The sequence below is a fragment of the Aneurinibacillus tyrosinisolvens genome (genome assembly GCF_001015055.1).
Taxonomy (GTDB): Bacteria; Bacillota; Bacilli; order Aneurinibacillales; family Aneurinibacillaceae; genus Aneurinibacillus_A; species Aneurinibacillus_A tyrosinisolvens.
Map to the genome: position 1 here is coordinate 214,551 of NZ_BBWZ01000004.1, position 23,738 is coordinate 238,288.

19 protein-coding genes and 1 pseudogene are annotated in these 23,738 nt (G+C 48.2%); 19 read left to right on the plus strand and 1 reads right to left on the minus strand.

Annotation, left to right across the window (positions count from 1 at the left end):
• Positions 1–60 precede the first annotated feature (60 nt).
• On the plus strand, positions 61–1,143 hold the full coding sequence (gene holA / locus MBEAL2_RS05905; protein WP_052947515.1) for a DNA polymerase III subunit delta: 1,083 nt from the start codon (positions 61–63) through the stop codon (positions 1,141–1,143).
• A 72-nt stretch (positions 1,144–1,215) separates the two neighbouring features.
• Here the strand turns inward: holA and rpsT are convergent, their stop codons facing one another.
• Positions 1,216–1,482, minus strand: coding sequence for a 30S ribosomal protein S20 (gene rpsT / locus MBEAL2_RS05910; RefSeq protein WP_047151382.1), 267 nt, complete (start codon positions 1,480–1,482; stop codon positions 1,216–1,218).
• Between the two features lie 149 nt (positions 1,483–1,631).
• Here rpsT and gpr point away from each other — a divergent pair, with 149 nt between their 5' ends.
• From gpr to MBEAL2_RS06000, 18 genes and pseudogenes are all read left to right on the plus strand, one after another.
• Positions 1,632–2,744: a GPR endopeptidase gene (gpr, locus tag MBEAL2_RS05915; RefSeq protein ID WP_047151383.1), complete on the plus strand. Its 1,113-nt coding sequence runs from the start codon at positions 1,632–1,634 to the stop codon at positions 2,742–2,744.
• Between the two features lie 158 nt (positions 2,745–2,902).
• On the plus strand, positions 2,903–4,087 hold the full coding sequence (gene spoIIP, locus MBEAL2_RS05920; RefSeq protein WP_052947516.1) for a stage II sporulation protein P: 1,185 nt from the start codon (positions 2,903–2,905) through the stop codon (positions 4,085–4,087).
• A gap of 13 nt (positions 4,088–4,100) precedes the next feature.
• A complete protein-coding gene (locus MBEAL2_RS05925) occupies positions 4,101–4,415 on the plus strand; it encodes a DUF3679 domain-containing protein (protein ID WP_052947517.1) in 315 nt (104 codons plus the stop codon).
• Between the two features lie 115 nt (positions 4,416–4,530).
• A complete protein-coding gene (locus tag MBEAL2_RS05930; RefSeq protein WP_047151384.1) occupies positions 4,531–5,643 on the plus strand; it encodes a M24 family metallopeptidase in 1,113 nt (370 codons plus the stop codon).
• 356 nt (positions 5,644–5,999) lie between these two features.
• Complete coding sequence (gene lepA / locus MBEAL2_RS05935) at positions 6,000–7,814, plus strand: translation elongation factor 4 (RefSeq protein WP_047151385.1); 1,815 nt, start codon at positions 6,000–6,002, stop codon at positions 7,812–7,814.
• 93 nt (positions 7,815–7,907) lie between these two features.
• Entirely contained in the window at positions 7,908–9,062 is a 1,155-nt protein-coding gene (gene hemW / locus MBEAL2_RS05940; RefSeq protein WP_047151386.1) for a radical SAM family heme chaperone HemW, read from the plus strand.
• 72 nt (positions 9,063–9,134) lie between these two features.
• On the plus strand, positions 9,135–10,169 hold the full coding sequence (hrcA, locus tag MBEAL2_RS05945) for a heat-inducible transcriptional repressor HrcA (RefSeq protein WP_047151387.1): 1,035 nt from the start codon (positions 9,135–9,137) through the stop codon (positions 10,167–10,169).
• Between the two features lie 21 nt (positions 10,170–10,190).
• Positions 10,191–11,735 carry a TCP-1/cpn60 chaperonin family protein gene (locus tag MBEAL2_RS05950; RefSeq protein ID WP_047151388.1) on the plus strand — a complete coding sequence of 515 codons (1,545 nt, stop codon included), beginning with the start codon at positions 10,191–10,193 and terminating at the stop codon, positions 11,733–11,735.
• A gap of 12 nt (positions 11,736–11,747) precedes the next feature.
• Positions 11,748–12,344, plus strand: a complete 597-nt coding sequence (gene grpE / locus MBEAL2_RS05955) for a nucleotide exchange factor GrpE (RefSeq protein WP_047151389.1) — start codon at positions 11,748–11,750, stop codon at positions 12,342–12,344.
• A 39-nt stretch (positions 12,345–12,383) separates the two neighbouring features.
• Positions 12,384–14,250, plus strand: a pseudogene (gene dnaK / locus MBEAL2_RS05960) (molecular chaperone DnaK).
• A gap of 124 nt (positions 14,251–14,374) precedes the next feature.
• Positions 14,375–15,496, plus strand: coding sequence for a molecular chaperone DnaJ (gene dnaJ, locus MBEAL2_RS05965; protein WP_047151390.1), 1,122 nt, complete (start codon positions 14,375–14,377; stop codon positions 15,494–15,496).
• A gap of 57 nt (positions 15,497–15,553) precedes the next feature.
• On the plus strand, positions 15,554–16,585 hold the full coding sequence (prmA, locus tag MBEAL2_RS05970) for a 50S ribosomal protein L11 methyltransferase (RefSeq protein WP_082129782.1): 1,032 nt from the start codon (positions 15,554–15,556) through the stop codon (positions 16,583–16,585).
• A 15-nt stretch (positions 16,586–16,600) separates the two neighbouring features.
• Positions 16,601–17,332, plus strand: a complete 732-nt coding sequence (locus tag MBEAL2_RS05975; RefSeq protein ID WP_047151391.1) for a 16S rRNA (uracil(1498)-N(3))-methyltransferase — start codon at positions 16,601–16,603, stop codon at positions 17,330–17,332.
• Between the two features lie 40 nt (positions 17,333–17,372).
• Positions 17,373–18,713 (plus strand): tRNA (N(6)-L-threonylcarbamoyladenosine(37)-C(2))-methylthiotransferase MtaB, encoded by a 1,341-nt coding sequence (gene mtaB / locus MBEAL2_RS05980; protein ID WP_047151392.1) that lies wholly within the window; start codon positions 17,373–17,375, stop codon positions 18,711–18,713.
• Between the two features lie 141 nt (positions 18,714–18,854).
• A complete protein-coding gene (locus MBEAL2_RS05985) occupies positions 18,855–20,450 on the plus strand; it encodes an ATP-binding protein (protein WP_047151393.1) in 1,596 nt (531 codons plus the stop codon).
• A gap of 6 nt (positions 20,451–20,456) precedes the next feature.
• Positions 20,457–21,167, plus strand: a complete 711-nt coding sequence (locus MBEAL2_RS05990) for a response regulator (protein ID WP_047151394.1) — start codon at positions 20,457–20,459, stop codon at positions 21,165–21,167.
• Positions 21,168–21,251: 84 nt separating this feature from the next.
• Positions 21,252–22,556 (plus strand): dicarboxylate/amino acid:cation symporter, encoded by a 1,305-nt coding sequence (locus tag MBEAL2_RS05995; protein WP_082129783.1) that lies wholly within the window; start codon positions 21,252–21,254, stop codon positions 22,554–22,556.
• Between the two features lie 87 nt (positions 22,557–22,643).
• Positions 22,644–23,702, plus strand: coding sequence for a DctP family TRAP transporter solute-binding subunit (locus tag MBEAL2_RS06000; protein ID WP_047151395.1), 1,059 nt, complete (start codon positions 22,644–22,646; stop codon positions 23,700–23,702).
• Positions 23,703–23,738: the final 36 nt, after the last annotated feature.

Genomic DNA, 23,738 nt, shown 5'->3' on the forward strand with positions numbered 1-23,738 from the left:
AAGAACCATGGCAAATGACTGCCATGGTTCTTGCTGTTCAGGGGACAGGAAAAAGGTATAATGAAAAGCGAGGTGAACAGGATGGAGCTGCGGGAAATTGCAAAGAATGTCAAGCAGGGGAACATTGCCCCGGTCTATTTGCTGTATGGAACCGAGGAGTATTTAATGGATGAAGTGGCCGGTCTAATTGAAAAGACCGTGATAGAGGAAGCGAATCGTGATTTTAACTACAGCGTGTACGATTTGCGGGAAACCCCGATTCAGGTTGTACTACAGGATGCGGAAACGTTTCCTTTCATGGGGGAGAGGCGAATGGTCCGCGCAACGAATGCGCTTTTTTTAACCGGTGCTAAAACAACGGGTGCAGTAGAGCACGATCTTGACGCACTGCTAAACTATATGGAAAATCCGCCGGACTATTCTGTTCTGCTGCTTGAGGTAGACCAAGAGAAGCTGGACGAGCGGAAAAAAGTCGTGAAGTCTTTAAAAAAAGCGGCTGTTACAACGGAATGCGCACCGCTAAAAGAAGCAGCGCTTGCCGATTGGATTCAGAGGCGGTCCCGGCGGCTCCAAGTGGAGATAGAGCCGGACGCTTTGCAGCTGCTCATTTCTATGGTCGGCAGCAATCTTCGCCAGCTTGATCAGGAATTGGAAAAGATGGCGCTTTATACAGGGAAAGGGGAACGGATTACTCTTGCTGTTGTAGAAACGCTCGTAACCCGGGAGCTTGAACAGGATATTTTCCGGTTAATCGACCAGATCGCGCGCTTGAAAATTGAAGAGGCTGTACGGATTTATTATGACTTACAGCAGCTAAACAAAAGCAATAGCAGCAACAAGGATAACGGGGAACCGCTTAAAATATTCACGCTCCTCGCCCGCCAGTTCCGTATTCTTCTCCAAATTAAAACGCTCCAGCCGAGGGGATATTCTTCCCAGCAAATGGCGTCGATGCTTGGTGTTCACCCTTATGCCGCCAAACTCGCCACAGAGCAGGCGAAGGGATTTAGTGAACAGGCGTTAAAGCAAATTTTGAACCGGCTTGCCGAAGAGGATTACCGGATCAAAACGGGACAGATAGACAAAGAGCTGGCCCTTGAACTGTTTATTATGGGAATGAAAGATATAATTAAAGCGCCCTGAGTTGTTTTAGGGTAAAGAAAAAGCGACCCATAATAGGTCGCTTTTTCTCGATATGAATGCATTCATATATCATTAAGCGGACAGGCCGTTAACCTTTTTAGCCAAACGAGACTTCTTGCGGGAAGCTGCGTTTTTGTGGAGTAATCCTTTGGTTACTGCTTTGTCCAATCGCTTGCTGGCATCCTGAAGAGCAGCTTTTGCTTGCTCAAGGTTACCTGTTGCAATGGCTGTTTCTACTCCCTTAACCGCAGTGCGGAGAGCAGATTTCTGAGCTGCGCGGTGAGCGCGGCGCTTTTCAATTGTTTTTGTACGCTTAATAGCAGATTTAATATTAGGCATTAGATTCACCTCCTTGGTGCATCCAGTAAGTACTACTTTATACTTAAAGTCAACAAAAGAAATTGTATCATGTACAGGAACTGTTTGCAACCTTGTTTTTTTGCATAAAGAGAGGAAGAACAGGAAAGCATGGAAACGAGGTGATTTGCATGGAGGAAAAGCTTGATTTAAGCATGTACAATATAAGGACCGATTTGGCGCTGGAAGCGAGAGAGTTAGCCGGGCAAAAACAAGGTGCTCCTCAGCTGAATGGGATTACATTTGAAACAAGTGAAGAAGGCGGAATTACCGTTTCTAAAATTAACGTCGAAAATATGGAAGGCGCCCGGGCCATCGGAAAGCTGCCGGGCCGCTACGTTACACTTGAAGTGCCGGGTTTGCGCAGCCATGATACCGAGCTGCAGAACCGGGTAGCCACGCGGTTTGCGAAGGAATTTCACAGCTTCCTTAAGGAAATCGGCATAAAGGAAGAGCACAGCGCCCTTATTGTCGGGCTTGGCAACTGGAATGTAACACCGGATGCGGTCGGCCCGATGGTCGTGGAGAATGTGCTTGTAACCCGGCATCTGTTCCAGCTTATGCCCGACCAGGTTGAACAGGGCTACCGCTCAGTAAGCGCGATTTCTCCCGGTGTGCTTGGCATTACAGGCATCGAAACGAGTGAAATCGTATACGGTGTCATTGAGAAAGCAAAGCCAGACTTTGTCATCGCAATTGATGCACTGGCCTCACGCGCCCTGGAGAGGGTAAACACAACCATTCAGATGTCGGATGCCGGGATTAGCCCCGGATCCGGAGTTGGAAATAAACGTAAGCCGCTAAATAAAGAGGTACTTGGCATTCCGGTCATTGCGGTGGGAGTTCCGACTGTCGTGGCCGCGGCAACGATCGTCCATGACGCGATTACATACATACTGGCTCATCTGGGGCGCCAGGTTAAAGAAGCGAAAAACCCGCGCCCATTGAGCCGGCTTGTCCCGGGAGGGTTCAATTTCCCCGGTAAGCAGAAAAGGTTTACGGAAGACGATATGCCGACTCTGGAAGAGAAGAAAGCAATCCTTGGCATGATTGGTGAATTAGAGGAAGAAGACAAACGCCAGCTCATTCACGAGGTGCTCGCTCCCCTGGGGCATAACCTGATTGTGACACCGAAAGAAGTGGACGACTATGTTGAAGATATCGCCAACATCGTCGCAAATGGCCTGAATGCGGCCCTCCATTCCTCGATTGATATGGATAATGTATCAGCCTACACACATTGATATACAGAAAAACGTCGCGGTCGTTGCCCGCGACGTTTTTCTTGGACTTTAGTCCCTTCCTTTTCTCATGCGTTCTACTTTTCTGTATTCTTTCATAGATTGCTAGAGAAGATAGAAAACGTCACCGCACGAAAGAGAATGGGAAAGGAGAATGCAGCGTGTATGGTAAATACAGAAGTTTCATTGTAAATCTGAACGGAGCAGGTGTCCAAAGGAGTTTTCTGGCCCTTTCTCTCGGAACGGCCGTTATGTTTATTCTCACCGGCCTTCTCTTTGCTTCTCAGTCCGGAAGTGGACTGTCTTCCCAGCACGTCGGAAAACTGACTGTGGCCATGTCCAATAGCGTTCTGTCTACTATAATCGGCTATGAAGTTCCTTATTTTACGGGAAAACAAACGGCTGACAGGCAGGATGTCAATGTATCGGCTCTCGCGCTGCGATTAATGACAAGCATCAACCCGGATGACCCGCGCAGCCTGCTTGGCCACGAGCTTCCCGGCTTTGACCTCTTTGACACAGACATTCTGGTAGCAGGCAAAGATGTAGGGATTACGGATTTGCCGTTCGAGTCCTCTCCGCCGCCGGAAGCGTTAACGGATGCCGCCCAGCCGGAAACAACAGCGAAAGCAGAAGGCGCACCGCAGGCAGATCAGCCGGTTCTTTCGACGAAAGGGAAGAAAGTGGTGTTTATTTATAATACCCACAATCGGGAATCGTGGATTGATGCAGTGCCGCAGGCTAAAGCGAAGGATGAGCCGAATCTGGCTATGGATCCAAAGAAGAATGTAACACTGATTAGCAAAAGGGTGGCAGAAACCCTTGAAAAAAACGGGATCGGCTCCTCTATAAGCAATACAGATTTTACAGGAAAACTGAATGAACAAGCTCTGTCCTATGCTCTGTCCTATGCTCAATCGTTAAAAACAGTGAAGACTGTTCTTGCACAAAACCGCGATCTTCAATATTTAATTGACATTCACCGGGATTCCCTGCGAAGAGACAAGACCACCATCGATATTAAAGGGAATACATACGCTAGAATTCATTTTGTCATCGGGATGCGCAACAAAAACTGGGAGAAGAATGAGAGGTTTGCACTGGAAGTCCACAATGCGATCGAGAAAAAATACCCCGGCCTTTCCAAAGGTATATTTGGCAAAAAAGGTGGGAATGGTGAATATAACCAGTCGGTATCCTCCCACGCGATTCTTATCGAGGTAGGCGGTGTCGATAACACGCTGGAGGAATGCTACCGTACAGCAGACGTCATCGCAGAAGCAGTCGCCGGAATTTACTGGAATGCTGAAAAAGTAAATGCAGTGCAAAAACCGAAACGTTCCTGATAGGAGGCTTGCTGTGAAGCTTGCGGCAAAATTCTTTTTACTCGTAGGTGTGCTGGTTTTCGGAATTTTATGGGGAATTAATACGGCGGAAAAAGGGATTCAGCGAGTTGAAGGGGCTTCCGATCAACCGTCAAAAGGGTTTCATATTACAAAAGTTGATAACGGGCGGCTGGAAGTGGAAGTGCTGGGCAAGCAAATTTCTTCGGACAGCAAGCTTCTGAACGGCGGAATATCGGGGGACGGGATTAGCCTGGTTGCCACCGAAGTGAGAAGCTGGGTTGTTAACGCTGCCCGCAGCAGTATGGAATGGATTAAAGGAAGGTTTTAATACAGGACGAATGGGAAACCGCGGTGGCGGTTTCTTTTTTTTAAAAGGAAATCACGGCATTATAGGGAATAATCTAAAAGGAAGAACCGATTATTTTTGAGGGGAAGAATCTCACATGAATCAATACATTGAGCGTTTACAGTCCATTCAAAATAAAATGGAGGCGCAGAAGGTCGATGCAGTGCTCGTTACCTCCCCGCTTTCTGTTGCCTATGTCACCGGCTTTGTATGCGACCCGCATGAAAGATTTATGGCGCTGGTGATAAATCGAAACGGAAACCGAATTTTGTTTGTTCCCGCCCTGGAAAAAGAACAGGCAGAAACTTCACTTCGAAACATTCCTGGAATTGTGCAAGAAATCGTTCCGGTTGCAGATACAGACAATCCATGTAACCTGCTCAAGGGAAAGGCCCTGCACCCAGGCAGCAAAAGTATTGCCGTTGAAAAGAGCCATCTCAGGTTCAGCCAGGCGGACGAACTCCGGGAAGCATTTCCGGAAGCATCCTTTACGGACATAGGACGTCATATCTCCCTCCTGCGGAATCGCAAAACAGCGGGAGAGGCAGCCAAAATCAGGGAAGCGATCCGCCTTATCGAAGACGTGCTCCAGGAAGGGCTTACGCGGGTAAAACCGGGCGTAACCGAAATCGAACTTGTGGCCGAGCTCGAATATGTTATGAAGAAAAAGGGTGCTGATTTCCCGGCTTTCTCAACAATGGTCCTTGCAGGTGCGAATTCCGCGCTCCCGCATGGTGTACCCGGCATGACCACCGTACAGGAAGGACAGTTCCTTCTGTTCGACCTCGGAGTCTTTAAGAATGGCTACTGTTCTGACATTACCCGTACATTTGTACTCGGAGAACCTACTGCTGAAATGGAAAAAATATACGACACCGTGCTGCGGGCCGAAGAAGCGGCGATTCAGGCGGTAAGAACCGGCCGCCCGCTGGCAGAAGTCGATCGGGCGGCAAGAGAGCTGATTGCCGGAGAAGGATACGGCCCGTATTTTACCCACCGCACCGGGCATGGAATGGGGCTTGAAGTGCATGAATACCCTTCCGTTCACGGAGAGAATCAGGATCCGATCGTTTCCGGCATGGTGTTTACGATCGAGCCTGGAATCTACGTGCCGGGCGTAGGCGGCGTACGGATTGAAGATGATATTTTTGTAACTGAAAACGGCGCTGAAGTACTAACTTCCTTCCCGAAAAACCTCACCCGCCTCTGAGTTATATTATATCGGCCCTTTCTTTACGGTGTAGGAGTACATGCTGCTTTAAAGTAGTAGAGAAAAGGACCGTAAGGTCAGAAGTGTCAGAAAAAAGGGAGGGCAGTCCACGCTGACCGGCCTTCCTGACCCAGCGGAACCTGCCGGAGAGCAGAAGAAGCCCACCATTGTCTCCCGCTCCGAACTACCCAGATGTTTGGTGGGCTCTGCTCGCAGGGAGGTGAAGCGGAGAGTTCTTCCTTCCTCGCGGAAGGGAAAGGCAAGTGGAATGAACTCCCTTTTTTCGTATTGCTGTTATATCGCTTGCCTGATATAATAAAACTTAGTGCATTTTTGTCCTCTATGGGAGGTTTACTATGGATCGAAGAAAAAGACAGGAAAAAATACGGAACTTCTCTATTATCGCCCATATTGATCATGGGAAATCCACGCTCGCGGACCGCATTCTGGAGTTTACAGGCGCGCTCAGCGATCGTGAGAAGGAAGACCAATTCCTTGATCAAATGGAACTGGAGAAAGAACGTGGGATTACCATTAAATTGAATTCTGTTCAATTGAAGTATAAAGCAAAAGACGGAGAGGAATATATTCTCCACTTAATTGATACGCCCGGACACGTCGACTTCACGTATGAGGTGTCACGCAGCCTCGCAGCCTGCGAAGGCGCACTCCTCATTGTAGATGCGGCACAGGGAATCGAAGCGCAGACGCTCGCCAACGTATATCTTGCGCTCGATAATGATCTAGAAATCATTCCGGTCATTAACAAGATTGACCTGCCGAGTGCTGAGCCGGAACGGGTAAAGCAGGAAATCGAAGATGTCATCGGGCTTGACGCCAGCGATGCGGTTCTAGCCTCAGCAAAAGCCGGCATTGGAATTGAAGACATTCTTGAGCAAATCGTTGCAAAGGTACCGGCTCCAACTGGGGACCCGGATGCACCGCTTAAAGCGCTCATCTACGATTCTGTCTATGATGCATACCGTGGCGTTATCGTCTACGTCCGTGTCATTGACGGCGTGGTAAAGAAAGGCTCTAAGATTAAAATGATGGCCACGGGTGCCACATTTGAAGTAATAGAAGTCGGGACCCACGCTCCGTTTGCCAGGCAGGTTGACGAGCTTACAGTTGGGGACGTAGGGTACATCGCGGCCAGCATTAAAAGCGTGCGCGAGACCCGCGTCGGTGATACGGTGACGCTTGCGGACAACCCTGCCGCCGAAGGGCTGCCGGGTTACCGCAAAGTAAACCCGATGGTATTCAGCGGCATATACCCGATAGACAGCAGTGACTATAACGATTTGCGCGAAGCGCTGGAGAAACTGCAGCTCAACGATGCGTCGCTGCAGTTTGAACCGGAAACGTCCCAGGCGCTCGGCTTTGGGTTCCGCTGTGGATTCCTTGGCATGCTTCATATGGAAATTATCCAGGAACGGATTGAACGCGAATTCGACATCCCGCTCATTACAACAGCGCCGAGCGTAATTTATCACGTAACGAAGACGGACGGAGAAGTACTGGAAATCGAAAACCCGTCCAGAATGCCAGAAGCCCAGCGAATTGACTTTATCGAAGAACCGTATGTAAAAGCCTCCATCATGGTACCGAAGGATTTTGTCGGTGCAATCATGGACTTATGCCAGAGAAAACGCGGTGATTTCGTTGATATGCAGTATATTGATGAAATGCTGGTTCAGATTACGTATGAATTGCCTCTCGCTGAAATTGTATTTGAGTTCTTCGATCAGCTAAAGTCAAGCACGAAAGGCTATGCTTCTTTTGACTATGAGCTGGTCGGATATAAGAAGTCCAAGCTTGTCCGAATGGACATCATGCTTAACGGTGAAATGGTCGACGCCCTTTCCATTATTGTGCACCGCGACACCGCCTACCAGCGCGGACGGGTGTTGTGCGACAAGTTAAAAGAACTCATTCCGCGCCAGATGTTTGAGGTGCCGATCCAGGCTTCGATTGGACAGAAAGTCATTGCGCGGGAAACGATTAAAGCGATGCGCAAAAACGTACTTGCTAAATGTTATGGCGGTGACATTTCACGGAAACGGAAGCTGCTTGAAAAGCAGAAAGAAGGAAAGAAGCGGATGAAATCCGTCGGAAACGTGGAAATTCCGCAGGAAGCATTTATGGCAGTACTCAAAATGGACGACAATTAAACGAGTGAAACAATCGAATGGAAGAAGCGGGCGATAAACAGGGGCATCCTTTTTGTCCACCCGCTTTTTTCTTATAGAAAGAGGGAACTTCGTATGGTAAAAGCCGTATATATCCATATCCCATTTTGCACAAACAAGTGTTTTTACTGCGATTTTAATTCCTTTGTAACGAAAAACCCGCAGCTGGTGTGGGATTACCTGTATGCACTTGAAAAAGAAATGGAAGAAACCGTGAAGCGAAACCCGGCGACCGGCATTGAAACGATTTTCGTTGGCGGCGGAACGCCTACCTTCCTTGACGTGCCGCAAATGAAATATTTCCTGGATGCTGTTGCCAGGCACTTCCCGGACAGAAGCCGGACAATCGAATTTACGATGGAGTCAAATCCGGGAACAACGGATCCTGAAAAACTGCAGATTATGAAAGATGGTGGAGTCAATCGAATCAGCTTTGGCGTGCAATCTTTCAATGATGAGCTTCTGCAAAGAATAGGAAGGATCCATGACAGCGCCCAGGTATATGAGAGCATAAAAAACGCAAAGAAAGTCGGTTTTGATAATATCTCCATTGACTTAATTTTTGGGTTGCCTGATCAGACCGTCGATATGTTCCAGAACACCCTGGATAAAGCTTTCTCCCTTGATTTGCCCCATTTTTCTTCCTACAGCCTGAAAGTAGAAGAAAACACACTTTTCCACACTCTGTATGAGAAAGACCAGCTGCCGCTCCCAACGGAAGAAGAAGAGGTAGCCATGTACGAACTGCTCATGGAGCAAATGGAGAAGAAAGGCTACCGCCAGTATGAAATTAGCAACTTTGCCCGTCCGGGATTTGAAAGCCGCCACAACATGACATACTGGAGAAACGAACACTATTACGGATTAGGGGCCGGTGCTCACGGCTACGTTAACGGAAACCGCCATGTAAACGCGGGACCTGTACAGCAGTATATCCAGCTTGTAAACGAGCAGGGCCTGCCTCGCATCGAGTCCTTTCCTATTAGCCAGATAGAGCAAATGGAGGACCATATGATTATGGGCCTGCGCATGATGGACGGCGTTTCGGCACATGGATTTTATGAGCGCTACCATGTGGGGTTGGAAGAGAAATTTGGCGAGGTTATTAAAGGACTCGTTGACCTTCAATTGCTGGAGTGGAAAGAAGGAAGACTCCGGTTAACAAAGCGGGGAATTCCATTAGGCAACGAAGTTTTTGCAAGATTTCTTGGTTTAGTTGACAAAACTTAATGTGGTTTGGTATTTTTTAAGTAAGCTCTTTAGCACTCGACATGAAAGAGTGCTAACAAAGGAGGGGGCATCGTGCTGACGGAGCGTCAACAATTGATTCTACATGCGATTATTGATAACTATATACGTTCCGCTGAGCCGGTTGGCTCGAGAACGATTTCGAAGAGAGAAGACATCGGCTATAGTTCTGCGACCATTCGAAATGAGATGGCGGATTTGGAAGAGCTCGGTTATTTGGAGCAGCCGCACACATCTGCGGGCCGTATCCCTTCCAACAAAGGGTATCGCTTTTACGTTGATCAGCTTGTTCACATGCCTTTTATGCGGGCGGAAGACACTACGCAAATCCGCAAGATGTTTGCCGAGCGGTTTTACGAGTTTGAACAGGCGGTAAATCAGACGGCAGCCATGCTTTCCAGCCTTACAAATTACACTTCCATTGTACTTGGGCACGAAATAAAAAAAGCGCGGTTAAAAGCCCTGCAGATGATTCCTTTGTCCGGACAGTCTGCCGTTGTGATTGTTGTAACAGATACAGGAAAAGTAGAAAACAAAACGATTACGATCCCGGATGGAATCTCCGTTGGGGAAATCGAGCGTCTAGTTAATTTATTGAATTCCAAGCTTGCCGGCATACCGATGGTTGATCTTCGCCGCCAGCTGAACAGCGAAGTGTCGAAGGAACTGGGCCGCTATCTTCAGCAGTATGAACAGGTAATGGCGGTGCTTGAAGACACATTTATCCAAACGCCTGATGAGCATGTGATAATGAAGGGCACGACCAATATCATGATGCAGCCGGAATTCCGGGATGTTGATAAGGTAAGGGATATTTTGGAACTTTTTGAGCAAAATGATATGGTAGTTCGCCTGTTTGGCTCTAATGAGTCAGGCATTCAAGTGCGAATTGGAACAGAAAATGCGGAACGGGCGGTGAGCAACTGCAGCATTATTACCGCTACGTATCACCTGGACGGCCAGCCGGTAGGAACGCTCGGCATTCTCGGTCCGACCCGGATGGAGTATGGCCGGGTTATGGGAATCCTCGATGAACTGGCGGGCAATCTTACCCGGGCGCTTGAGAGGCAATACCGGGCTGATAAATAAGGAAATGAAAAGGGGATGCTTATGAGTTCACATCCTGGTGAACAGGGAGCTTCAGGAGATGAACGGTTATCCACCCTGCTTTATAATATGAACGCGGTTCAGGCGGTTGCAAGCGCCGTCGAAGGCACGATCGGCCCGAAAGGCCTGGACACGATGCTTGTTGATGATGATGGGAATGTTATCATTACGAATGATGGGGTTACAATCCTTGAGGAGATGGAAGTCAGGCATCCGGCAGCCCGGATGATGACAGGCCTTGCCCGTTCGCAGCAGCAGAAAGTAGGGGATGGTACGACAACCGCTACCCTGCTCGCTGCGGCTCTTGTTACAGAAGGAGCAACCCTTGTTCAGCGGGGCGTGCCGGTTGCCAAGGTAGTAGCCGGCATGCAGGCGGGGATTAATGAGGCGCTTGATCAATTGGAGAAAGCGGCTGTGAAAATTGGGGACTTCGATGATGAGCGCCTGTTCCATATCGCTAGTATAGCGGGGCGGGAACAGGAAGATATTGCACGGCTCATCATTGAAGGAGCCAGGCTGATCGGCCTTGAGAAGATGAAGGACGAAGATTTTACATTCAGCGAGCTGGTCACGGCGAGAGAAGGAACAGACAATGAGCTGCTCCATGGCGTCCTTGTCAACCAGCATCCGCTGGCGAAAGAGATGCCTGTACAGCTTGAGAACGTCCGGATGCTTGTTTTTAACGATGCGCTCGCACCGGAAGAAATTGGTGATGAAGCCCTTGGGACGGAAGCCGGGTTCCAGCGCTATCTACAGATGAAGGAAGAGTACCGGCGCAATTTGGAGAAACTGTTATCCCTTGAGGTTAATGTGCTTGTTGTGGACAAAAGCTGTGACAGCATCGCGGAAGAATTCTGCACCGATCATGGGATTCTTGTCCTGCAGCGGGTATTCAAGTCTGAGAGAGAACGCGTGGCCCGGCATACGGGGGCCCACTCTTTAAAACGAACCGCACTGGGTAAAGAAGTAAATGAACTTGCACGCTCCGTTGGAGAAGCCGGGCACCTGTTGTTCGATGATAACCTGGGCCAGGTGCGCGTGATTCACGGGCGAGGGGTTCCTTCGGCAACGATGATTGTCGGCGCTTCGACGAAAGAAGTCGTAGGTGAGCGTGAAAGAATCGCCAAAGACGCGGCAGCGGCTGTCCAGGCATCCCTCCGTGGCGGATATTTACCCGGCGGCGGCAGCATCGAGCTGTTCGTTTCCCGCCACCTTGAGAAGTGGAAAACTTCTGTAAAAGGAATGGAGGGCTTTGGTGTCGATGCAGTAGCAGCGGCTCTGCGCAAGCCGCTTTCCCAGATGATTCGCAACGCCGGCTTCAATGCGCTTGAAAAAATCGAGCAAATAAAGGCCGCACAGGCGGAAGAGAGCCGGGAAAGTATCGGATTTGACTTTGATACGGGAGACTGTGCAGATATGCTGGAAGCGGGTGTGGTAGATCCTGCGCTTGTTAAGCTATACGGTTTAAAATCGGCCGGAGAGGTTAGCCAGGCGATACTCAGGATCCATACAGTCATCCGCAAAAAATCTTCATGGAAAGAAGAATAGGAGGAACCATCTGTGTCTGAAGAGAACAAAAATACCGCTGAAGCGGTAGAGGAAACGGCCCTGCCTCGCGATGTGGAGGAGGAAGCCGTTCAGACAGAAACACTCGCCGAGGAGCAGCCGGCAGAAGAATCCGCTGCCGATGCGCGGGAGAGGGAGCTGTTAGCGCAGATTGAACAGCTCACGAGCGAAAAAGAAGAGAACTACAATAAGTTTGTCCGCGCGCAGGCAGATTTGCAAAACTTCCGCGCCCGGACAAATAAGGAGAAAGAACAACTGCTTGCGTATTCTTCGCAGCGTGTAATCGAAGCGCTGCTTCCTGCTATGGATAATTTTGAAAGAGCGCTGGCCGCAAGCAAAGATTCACAGGAAGCCGGGTCACTTATTCAGGGTGTGGAAATGGTATTCCGCCAGCTGCAGCAGGTGCTTGAGCAGGAGGGGGTAACAACGCTTCCGGGTGTCGGCGAGCCGTTCGACCCGAACATGCACCAGGCGGTTATGCAGGAAGAGAACAGCGACTATGAGTCAGGCATTATCATTGAAGAATTCCAAAAGGGCTATAAACTCAAAGACAGAGTGATCCGTCCCTCAATGGTAAAAGTAAGCTCGTAAAATAACTATTTATATATAAATCTGGGAGGTAGTCATAAAATGGCTAAAGTAATTGGTATTGACTTAGGAACAACAAATTCTTGCGTAGCAGTAATGGAGGGCGGCGAGCCGGTTGTTATCCCGAATCCGGAAGGAAACCGTACCACCCCTTCTGTCGTCGCATTCAAAAACGGAGAGCGTATCGTAGGTGAGGCGGCAAAGCGCCAGGCGATTACAAATCCGGATAATACAGTTGCTTCGATTAAACGTCACATGGGTACGGCCCACAAAACAACGCTTGAAGGAAAAGAGTATACACCGCAGGAAGTTTCCGCAATGATCCTCCAGAAGCTGAAATCCGATGCCGAAGCATACCTTGGTGAAACCGTAACACAGGCCGTTATTACGGTTCCTGCTTACTTCAACGACAGCCAGCGCCAGGCAACAAAGGATGCTGGAAAAATCGCCGGTCTTGACGTTCTTCGGATCGTAAACGAACCGACAGCAGCATCCCTGGCATATGGTATGGATAAGGGCGAGGATCATACGATCCTTGTATATGACCTGGGCGGCGGTACGTTCGACGTATCTGTTCTTGAAATTAACAATGATGAAGAAGAAGGAAAAGGCGTAAACGTTATTGCGACAAGCGGGGATAATGAGCTTGGCGGGGACGATTTTGACCAGGTTATTATTGATTACCTTGTAAGTGAGTTTAAAAAAGAAAACGGGCTTGATTTATCAGCCGACCGTATGGCAATGCAGCGCTTAAAAGATGCGGCGGAAAAAGCGAAAAAAGATTTGTCCGGTGTTGTAAATACAACAATTTCGCTTCCATTCATCAGTGCGGACGCTTCCGGACCGAAGCACCTTGAAGTAACCTTAAGCCGTGCGAAGTTTGAAGAGTTGAGCGCAAACCTTGTGGAACGTACAATGGGACCAACTCGCCGTGCATTATCTGATGCGGGACTAACACCAGCTGATATTGACAAAGTTGTCCTTGTTGGTGGTTCTACACGTATCCCGGCTGTCCAGGAAGCGATTAAGAAGTTTACAGGCAAAGAACCGCACAAAGGGGTAAACCCGGATGAAGTTGTAGCGCTCGGCGCAGCGATTCAGGCAGGTATCGTAACAGGGGATGTAACGGATATTCTTCTTCTGGACGTAACTCCGCTTTCCCTCGGAATCGAAACCATGGGCGGCGTAATGACAAAGCTGATTGAACGGAATACAACGATTCCGACAAGCAAAGCACAGGTATTCTCAACGGCTTCAGACAACCAACCTTCTGTTGATATTCACATCCTTCAGGGTGAACGCCCGATGGCAGCGGACAATAAAACGCTTGGACGTTTCCAATTAGGTGACATCCCGCCAGCACCACGTGGCATTCCACAAATCGAAGTGAAATTCGATATCGATGCGAACGGGATTGTAAACGTATCGGCGAAAGACCTTGGTACAGGCAAAGAGCAAAAAAATTACGATTACTTCTTCCTCCGGATTGAGCGACGATGAAATCGACCGCATGGTACGTGAAGCGGAAGAAAACGCCGAATCCGATAAGCAGCGCAAGGAGCAGGTAGAACTGCGCAACGAAGCGGACCAGCTTGTGTTTGCGACAGATAAAGCGATTAAAGACCTTGGTGATAAAGTGGATCCGGCTGATGTTGATAAAGCAACCACTGCCAAAGAAGCACTCAAGACAGCCCTTGAAGGAACTGACCTTGAAGCCATCCGCAAAGCGAAGGATGAACTGCAGGAAATTGTCCAGCAGCTTTCCATGAAAGTATACGAACAAATGGCTCAGCAGGCACAGGCTGAGGGAGCCGAAGGCCAGCCAGGCGGTTCAGCAAAAAATGATGATAATGTCGTTGACGCCGATTATACGGTCGTTGATGAAGACGATAAGAAAGACAACAAATAAGACAACAAATAAGAAGCAGACAGCATGCAGCGAGAAGGGTCAAAGTCAGGGCAACTTGGCTTTGACTTTTTTTCGCAACCTGTTATGATGAAGCATGTGAGTAAGCAGTGCGGGAGTGAAGAAGATGAGCAAGCGAGATTATTATGAAGTTCTGGGGCTTTCTAAAGACGCTTCAGAAAGTGAAATAAAGAAGGCGCACCGTAAGTTGTCGATGAAATACCACCCGGATCGCAATAAGGAAGCCGATGCGGAAGCGAAGTTCAAAGAAGTGCAGGAAGCGTACGAAGTATTGAGCGATCCGCAGAAAAAGGCCGGTTATGACCAGTTCGGCCATGCTGGAGCCCAGGGCGGCGGCTTTGGTGGCGGCGGAGATTTCGGCGGCGGCTTCGGTGATATTTTTGATATGTTTTTTGGCGGCGGCGGTGGACGGCGTAACCCGAATGCTCCGCGCCAGGGCGATGATTTACAGTACAGCATGCAGATCGAATTTAAAGAAGCGGTATTCGGAAAAGAGATGGATATTGAAATTCCGAAGGAAACAACCTGCTCCAAGTGTGACGGTTCAGGTGCGGAGCCGGGCAGCAAGGTGGAGACATGCCAGACGTGTAACGGTGCAGGCCAGCAGGAAGTTGTGCAGAATACGCCGTTTGGCCGCGTCGTGAACCGCCGCGTCTGCCCAACATGTAAAGGCAGCGGTAAATTTGTTTCTGTAAAATGCAGCAAGTGCCACGGCTCAGGAACCGAGAAGATTCGCCGGAAAATTCATATTCGTGTACCGGCAGGGGTGGACGACGGCGCAAGAATGCGCATCCCGGGTGAAGGTGAACTTGGAGCGAACGGCGGGCCTCCGGGAGACTTGTATGTTGTCTTCCGTGTGAAGCGGCATGATTTCTTTGAACGGGACGGCAACGATATTTTCTGCAAAATCCCCATTACGTTTGCCCAGGCAACATTGGGGGATGAAATTGAAGTTCCAACGCTTGATGGCAAAGTGAAGCTGAAAGTTCCCGCCGGCACGCAGACAGGCACGAAGTTCCGCCTGCGCGGACATGGGGTGCCGTATTTAAACCGTTCCGGTAAAGGTGATCAGCATGTAAAAGTGGTCATTATAACACCGACAAAGCTTACAGACAGACAAAGGGAATTGCTCCGTGAATTCGGGGAATTAAGCGGCGAAGAAACGCACGGCAACGGGGAAACTTCCTTTTTTGATAAAATGAAAAAAGTGCTGCGTGGGGAAATATAAGAAAACGTATCGATTCACAAATCACGTGCAGCAGCGAGAGGATGGTAGGAGTTTATAATGAAGTGGTCTGAGATTAGCATTCATACCAGTCAGGAAGCGGTAGAAGCGGTGGCGAACATACTCCATGAAGCGGGGGCGACGGGTGTTGTCATTGAAGACCCGGAGATTTTAACGCGCGATTGGGAAGATAAATTTGGCGAGATTTATCAGCTTTCTGAAAAAGATTACCCGGTAGAGGGTGTCATTATAAAAGCCTACCTGCTCGTAAACAGCTATCTTGGCGAAACGGTGGACCAGATTAAAGAGGCTGTGAATAATCTTGTGCTGTACGATATTGATGCGAGGCCCGGTACGGTAAGCCTTGCAGAGGTAAGGGAAGAAGAATGGGAAACCGCCTGGAAAAAGTACTATAAGCCGGTAGAAGTTTCGGAGCGGATTACCATTACGCCGACGTGGGAGGAATACACGCCACAGAAAGAGGATGAACTCATTATTGAGCTGGATCCGGGTATGGCATTCGGTACTGGAACCCATCCGACAACCGTCCTCTGTATTCGTGCACTTGATGAAGTCATTAAGGGCGGGGAGCGGGTCATTGATGTTGGCTGCGGCACAGGTGTACTGAGCATCGCCGCGGCAAAGCTCGGTGCCAGGTCGGTTCTTGCGCTTGATCTCGATGAGGTCGCAGTCCACTCCTCCCGCATTAACGTTAAATTAAATAAGACGTCCGATGTTGTACAGGTAGAACAGAACAACTTGCTTGACGGGATAAGCGGACCTGCGGATGTCATGGTCGCGAACATTCTCGCCGAGGTCATCATCCGTTTTGTGGACGATGCGGCAAACGTATTAAAGCCGGGAGGGATTTTTGTTGCATCCGGCATCATTACACAAAAAGAAGAAGACGTAAAAGCGGCGATGGAGAGTGCGGGCTTGCGCATTGTTGAGTCTCATTATATGCACGATATGTATGACAGTGAAGAAGGCAGCAATTACTCGTCCGCCGATACGGTTGCTCCGCCAACCATTTATGAGCGTGATACGCTTACGTCCGGCTGGGTGTGCATCATTGCTGAAAAGCAAGCATAGCGAGGGATAATAAATATGCAGCGATATTTTGTGAATCCGGAACAGATGACAGAACAGCATGTAACGATTACGGGAGATGACGTCAACCATATCGCCAAAGTGATGCGTTCCCGGGCTGGAGACGAAATCATTTGTTGTAACGGGCATGGGCGCGATGTGGTGGGTGCTATTGAGTCGATTGCCGAAGGTGAAGTCCGGGTGAGAATCATACAGCAAACGTTGAAAAACCGGGAACTTCCGGTGCAAGTTACCATTGCACAGGGGCTCCCTAAAGGTGATAAAATGGAACTGGTGATTCAGAAAGGCACTGAGCTCGGTGCTTTTTCTTTTTTTGCCTTTACATCGCAGCGGACGGTTGTGAAGCTGGATGATAAGAAAGAAAAGAAGCGCATCGAGCGCTGGCGCAAAATCGCCAAAGAGGCAGCCGAGCAATCACACCGCAGCCAGATTCCGCACATTGAGGATGTGCGGACATGGAAGGAGCTTCTTGCATCTGTTCCGGGTTTCCATTATGCTTTACTTGCATATGAGAAAGAGGAAGAGATTGCGCTGGCACGCATCCTTACGGAAGTTCCTGAGGGAGCTTCCATCCTGCTGGTCATCGGACCGGAAGGCGGCTTCGATGAGAAGGAAGTTGAAGAGGCTGAAGCAGCAGGGCTTACGATCGTATCACTCGGGCGCCGCATCCTGCGGGCGGAAACTGCTCCGCTGTATGGGCTGTCCTGCATTTCATATCAGTTCGAGTAATAGTTTGGGGCAACAAATTGGATAAGGAGTTGGGTAGCAGATGCCAACTGTAGCATTTCATACGCTGGGCTGCAAGGTGAATCATTATGAAACCGAAGCCATCTGGCAGCTGTTTAAGCAGGAAGGTTATGAAAAAACCGATTTTGAAGGAACATCAGACGTATACGTCATTAATACGTGTACGGTTACAAATACAGGGGACAAGAAAAGCCGCCAGGTTATCCGGAGAGCGATTCGCCGGAACCCGGATGCCGTTATCGCGGTTACAGGCTGTTACGCCCAGACGACCCCGCACGAAATCATGGCCATTCCTGGGGTCGACATTGTCGTCGGAACGTCGGGAAGAGATAACCTGACTGGATACGTGAACCAGTATCTTCAGGAGCGGAAGCCGATTAACGCGGTGTCTAATATTATGAAAGCCCGCGAATACGAAGAGCTTGACGTTCCGGAGTTTACGGATCGGACGCGCGCTTCCTTGAAAATCCAGGAAGGCTGCAATAACTTCTGTACGTTCTGTATCATTCCATGGGCGCGCGGTCTTATGCGCAGCCGGAAGCCCGAGAGTGTAATCGAGCAGGCAAACAAACTCGTTGCAGCCGGTTATAAAGAGATTGTTCTTACCGGCATTCACACAGGCGGCTATGGGGAGGATCTCGAAGACTACAACCTGGCTCGCTTGCTTCGAGACCTTGACAGCAAAGTACCGGGTTTGAAGCGAATCCGCATCAGCTCAATTGAAGCAAGCCAGATTACGGATGAAGTCATTGAAGTGTTAAATTCTTCAGACAAGATGTGCCGCCATCTGCATGTTCCGCTGCAAGCCGGGCAGGATGATGTGCTAAAGCGTATGCGCAGAAAGTATACGACAGACGAATACCGCCGCACAATTGAGAAACTGCACCAAGCGCTGCCGGATGTGGCCATCACGACAGATATTATTGTCGGCTTCCCGGGGGAAACAGAAGAAATGTACCGGGAAGGCTACCGTTTTATCGAGGAAATGAAATTCGCTGAACTTCACGTCTTCCCGTATTCGAAGCGTACAGGAACTCCGGCAGCCCGCATGGAGGATCAGGTAGACGAAGAAGTGAAAAACAGACGAGTTCACGAGCTCATTGAACTGTCCAATAAGCAGTCTGTTACGTATGCTGAGAAGTTTGTAGGCGATGTCCTGGAAGTCATTCCAGAAGAGCCGTACAAGGAAGCTCCTGAGAGCGGCCTGTATGTCGGTTATTCGGATAACTACCTGAAGCTTGTTTTTCCTGCGAATGAGTCACTTGTCGGAACCATATGCAAAGTTCGCCTGGATAAGCCGGGGGTTGAATATTGCGGCGGGACGTTTGTCCGTGTGTTAAGTGAGGAAGCGCTAAAAGCATAGCGGTTGACGCAAGAATGGGAGCCATCACCGACGGATGGCTCCTTTTTCTTATTGATATCTGCATAAAAAAATCACATGATAGAGAAGACAGAGAAAAAACGCTCTGTATGATGCATAAAGGCTATAGGAAGGTGTGTAAATATGCTGCAGTTGGACAATTGGCCGATTCGTTGGAAAATCACACTGCTTTCATTCGGTATTGTCCTGTTTTCTCTCTTGATTGGAACGATTATCCTCGTTGGGAAAATTGCAAACGTGAAGGTAGAGGATGTAAGCCAGCGCTCCCTTTTAACGGCAAAAGTGACGGCACAGGTGCCGGAGATTCGGCATGAAGTGGAAAATCCGGGAGGGGAGACGCGCATCCAGCCGCTTGTAGAGCAGATTAGGGGGATCTATGGGGCGGATTATATTGTTGTCGTGACAATGAAGGGAAAAAGAATGTCCCATCCGATTGCAAGCAGAGTGGGGACCCTATTTAATATAAATGAAGCGAGGCCTGCGTTTGCCGAGCATGTATACGTTGACAGGGTCAAAGGAGAGCTGGGGAATGGAGTCCGGGCATACGCCCCAATTATGAATGATGAACACCAGCAGGTAGGGGTTGTGATGGTTGGGAACACGGTTCCGCACCTGCAGGCGATTTTATCCGATATGGGCAGTGAAATGATGCTTATCCTTTCGTTAACTTTATGCTTTGGAATCTGGGGAGCGTATCTGCTGGCAAGCCATATTAAGCGGCAAACGTTTCAGCTGGAGCCGCAGGAGCTGGCTCGAACGCTCGATGAGCGAACGGCTGCCTTCCACGCCATCCACGAGGGGATTATCGCCATCGACGAACATGAACGCATCACGGTCATTAATGAGCCTGCAAAGAAAATGCTGAAGGTAAAAGGAGAAGCGCTGGGAAGGAAGATAAGGGAAGTTATCCCGGACACAAGGCTTCCGGAGATTGTAACGCTTGAGAAACCGGCTTATAATGAACAATTCTATATTGGAGATACCCTCATTCTTAGCAATCGTTTTCCGATTAAAGTAAAAGGGAAAACAGCCGGTGCGCTTGCCATTTTCCAGGACAAGACAGAGGTGACCAGGCTTGCGGAAGAATTAACAGGTGTTAAAGCGTTTGTGGAAGCTCTTCGTGCGAAAAACCACGAACACAGCAATAAGCTTCATACGATCGCCGGGCTTATTCAACTGGGCAAGGATCAGGAAGCGGTGCGTTATATTTTTCAGATTGATGAGGAAGAGGAGAACCTTGTCCATTTTGTGGGGAACCGCATCCGAAACGACAGCTTGCTTGGGCTGCTCATCGGGAAGGTAAGCCGGGCGAAAGAACTGGATATTGCCCTCCACATTGATCCGTATAGTGAACTGCATTGCTTCCCAAATGGGATTACCCACCATGATATGGTCATTATTCTCGGGAATTTAATCGAAAACGCGTTTGATGGATTTTCTGAGGTATGGGATAGGGACAAGTGTGTCGATGTATCCATTGTACAGGATGAAAGTTATCTGACGATTGAGGTTGAAGATAATGGGATAGGTATCCCGGATGAAGTGCAGGCAAAAATATTTACGAAGGGATTTTCAACAAAAGCGGAGAGCGGCAGAGGAATCGGATTATATCTTGTATCTTCTATTGTAGAGCGGAGCGGCGGTGACATTGAGATTGAGAGCAGTACAGGGTACGGGACGTGGATTCGTGTAAAAATCCCGATGGAAAGAAAGGAGTAACATAAGATGAGTGAGACGATACGTGTTCTGCTTGTAGAAGATGATCCGATGGTCCAGGAAATTAACAAGTCTTTCATTGAACGTGTAGAAGGATTTAAAGTTGTTGGTGTTGCCAAGAATGGGTATGAAGCACTGGAGAAAATAAATCAGCTCCGTCCCCATCTTGCTTTACTTGATTTATATATGCCTGGCATGGATGGACTTGAGACGCTGCGAATCATCCGGCGGGACGATTATGATATTGATGTCATTGCAGTAACGGCAGCTAACGATCGGGAGACTGTCATGAGAGTTATGCGCCTTGGAGCTGTCGATTATGTTTTCAAGCCATTTCAGTTTGAACGGATTAAACAGGCGCTCCTTCGCTACCAGTCTAACTTCCAGAGAAACAAGTTAGAAACTTTTTCACAACCTCAATTTGACCAAAGTAAACCGGTTGAGCAGGAGAAAAAAGAAGAACACGATATACACTATCCTAAAGGTATTCAGGCGTTTACCCTGCGCCAGGTGTCTGATTTTCTCCGTCACAGTGAGAAGGAAATTTCGGCGGAAGAGCTGGGGCAGCAAATTGGGATGTCCCGGGTTACTGTACGCCGCTATTTAGAGTACCTAGAGACAGTAGGACAAGCTAAATCACTTATGGTGTATGGAACCATCGGCCGGCCGATGAAAGTATATACATGGGTGAATGAACAAAAAGAACAAAACGTTAAATAAGTACGAAAACTTTTTCTTCCTTCAAGAAAACGCTATCATTAATCTATCAGACAAGCATGACAATTCATGCGGGGAGGGTTAGTTATGAAGATTAATTTCAAGAGTCTTACGTTTCAAGTTATTGTTGCTATGATCTTAGGTGTATTATTTGCCGAATTCTACCCTAAACAGGGTGCTGATATGAAGGTTCTGGCAGACATTTTTGTTAAAGCAATCAAGATGATTATTGCCCCCATTATTTTCTTAACCATTGTCGTTGGTATCGCCGGAATGGGCGACATGAAGAAGGTTGGCCGGATCGGTGGCAAAGCATTATTGTATTTTGAAATTGTTTCGACGTTTGCATTAGCTATTGGGATTCTATTTGCAAATGTATTTCATCCTGGTACAGGCGTTAATGGCCATGCTGCTCATGGTGATATTTCTAAATATACAAAAGCAGCAGAAGAAGGCCATGGAGCAATGGACTTTATCATGAAAATTATCCCTGACAGTTTTGTAGGAGCATTAACTGAAGGGGAGTTACTTCCTGTATTATTCATAGCTGTTCTATTTGGATGTGCATTAGCAGGTTTGGGACAACGAGGAAAAGGAATTCTTGATTTATTCGAAAAGCTTTCTGACGTATTCTTTAGAATCGTTAACATCATTATGTATTACTCTCCTATCGCGGCTTTCGGTGCCATCTCTTATACAATTGGAAAATTCGGGGTAGGTTCTCTCGTTTCCCTTGGAAAATTATTTGGACTAACGGTAGCTGGAATGGCAGTGTTTGTTATCCTTGTTCTTGGGGCGATTGCAAAATACTATGGTTTCAGTATTATAAAATTTATTAAATACATCAAAGATGAAATTTTCCTGGTGTTTGGTACATCTTCGTCCGAATCTGCTTTACCTAAAATGGTCGAGAAACTTGAACAGTACGGATGTTCCAAATCGGTTGTAGGCCTTGTTCTTCCAACAGGTTACTCATTTAATCTTGATGGTACGAACATTTATCTAGCAATGTCTGCTCTGTTTGTCGCGCAAGCATTTGGGGTCGATTTAAGTTGGGGTCAACAATTGACTTTACTTGGGGTACTGATGCTAACTTCTAAGGGAGCAGCAGGGGTAACCGGAGCAGGATTTATTACACTTGCAGCGACTTTAGCGGTATTCCCAAGTGTTCCAGTCGAAGGTATAGCGCTCCTCCTTGGGGTCGATCGTTTTATGAGTACCGCCCGTGCGATTACTAACCTTATTGGAAATGGTGTTGCTACCGTGGTAATTTCCAAAATGGAAAACGAATTTGACCCGAATCGTGTAGTAGAAACGGATTCATTAGGTGGACAATCCACAGAAAATCATATTTCAGGAACAAAGCATTTTGATAAGACCGCTTCTATTTAATATTTTATGATTGACTTTCAAACACTGACAATATTTTTGTCAGTGTTTTTTGTGTTATGATACTAGAAAACAAAGGGGTGATGGCAGATGAAATCCCTCTGGTGGCTTATTTTATTTCTGTTTGCAGGTCTGGCGATTGCGGTAGCGGTCGGCTTTGGTTTCAATAAAGAAGAGCCCATTCATTACGACCAGGAACAGGCTGGATTAAATAAAAAGGTTGTCATTCGTTTTAGCCATGTCGTTGCTGAGAATACGCCGAAGGGGCTTGCCGTCAATTTATTTGCGAAGCTTGTCCGTGAAAAAACAAATGGAATGGTTGAGATTCGAACGTATCCCAATGCTACGCTGTTCGATGACGCAACGGAATTCGAGGCACTTCGGCAAGGACAGGTTGAAATGATTGCTCCGTCCATTTCTAAGCTGTCCGCGCGCTATCCTGAATGGATGGTGATGGATTTGCCATATGCTTTTATGAATGAGCGAATGGTAAGCGAAGCGATGGATGGCAGGCTGGGCCAGCTTTTGTTTCAGGCCATTGATGATGCAAATGTCATGGGAATGGCGCTGTGGGATAACGGATTTAAGCAGATGACAGCTAATCGGGAAATAATAAAGCCGTCAGATTTTCAAAACATGAAGATACGAATCATGGACAGTCCAGTGCTTCGCTCACAGTTTCAGGTACTGGGAGCACAGGCGGAGAGCTATTCCTTTAATGATCTGTATCGTCAATTAGAAAGCGGCGCGGTAGAAGGGGAAGAGAACACGCTATCCAACATTTATTCGAAGCGCCTGTACCAGGTACAGACCCATATGACGGTTAGCAATCACGGCTATCTTGGCTACACCGTACTGATGAACCGGGATGTATGGAATAAATTGTCCGGTAGCCAACAGGAAGCAATTCGCCAGGCGATGGAAGAAACAACGGTTTGGATTCGACATTATGCAAAAGAGATGAATAATAAGGCATTGACGGAGCTTAAGAAAGATAAAGGCCTCTCCATCCATTATCAGACGGACGCCGAGAGACAGGAATGGCAAAAAGCACTCCTGCCTGTATATAATCAGTATAAGAATGCTATCGGTGAGACAGTCATCCGCGAGTGGAGAAAGGTTATAGAGGAAAAGAGGGATGCTTCATAAGAGTCTTTACGTTACACTTGATGGGACGATATTTCT

Excerpts from the sequence above, each read along its gene's own strand:
- MBEAL2_RS05990 (WP_047151394.1), top strand. The coding sequence starts at position 20,457 with ATGAGTGAGACGATACGTGTTCTGCTTGTAGAAGATGATCCGATGGTC.
- holA (WP_052947515.1), top strand. The coding sequence starts at position 61 with ATGAAAAGCGAGGTGAACAGGATGGAGCTGCGGGAAATTGCAAAGAAT.
- mtaB (WP_047151392.1), top strand. The coding sequence starts at position 17,373 with ATGCCAACTGTAGCATTTCATACGCTGGGCTGCAAGGTGAATCATTAT.
- prmA (WP_082129782.1), top strand. The coding sequence starts at position 15,554 with ATGAAGTGGTCTGAGATTAGCATTCATACCAGTCAGGAAGCGGTAGAA.
- rpsT (WP_047151382.1), bottom strand. The coding sequence starts at position 1,482 with ATGCCTAATATTAAATCTGCTATTAAGCGTACAAAAACAATTGAAAAG.
- MBEAL2_RS05950 (WP_047151388.1), top strand. The coding sequence starts at position 10,191 with ATGAGTTCACATCCTGGTGAACAGGGAGCTTCAGGAGATGAACGGTTA.
- MBEAL2_RS05985 (WP_047151393.1), top strand. The coding sequence starts at position 18,855 with ATGCTGCAGTTGGACAATTGGCCGATTCGTTGGAAAATCACACTGCTT.
- gpr (WP_047151383.1), top strand. The coding sequence starts at position 1,632 with ATGGAGGAAAAGCTTGATTTAAGCATGTACAATATAAGGACCGATTTG.
- MBEAL2_RS05995 (WP_082129783.1), top strand. The coding sequence starts at position 21,252 with ATGAAGATTAATTTCAAGAGTCTTACGTTTCAAGTTATTGTTGCTATG.
- MBEAL2_RS05930 (WP_047151384.1), top strand. The coding sequence starts at position 4,531 with ATGAATCAATACATTGAGCGTTTACAGTCCATTCAAAATAAAATGGAG.
- MBEAL2_RS05975 (WP_047151391.1), top strand. The coding sequence starts at position 16,601 with ATGCAGCGATATTTTGTGAATCCGGAACAGATGACAGAACAGCATGTA.
- hemW (WP_047151386.1), top strand. The coding sequence starts at position 7,908 with ATGGTAAAAGCCGTATATATCCATATCCCATTTTGCACAAACAAGTGT.
- lepA (WP_047151385.1), top strand. The coding sequence starts at position 6,000 with ATGGATCGAAGAAAAAGACAGGAAAAAATACGGAACTTCTCTATTATC.
- dnaJ (WP_047151390.1), top strand. The coding sequence starts at position 14,375 with ATGAGCAAGCGAGATTATTATGAAGTTCTGGGGCTTTCTAAAGACGCT.
- MBEAL2_RS06000 (WP_047151395.1), top strand. The coding sequence starts at position 22,644 with ATGAAATCCCTCTGGTGGCTTATTTTATTTCTGTTTGCAGGTCTGGCG.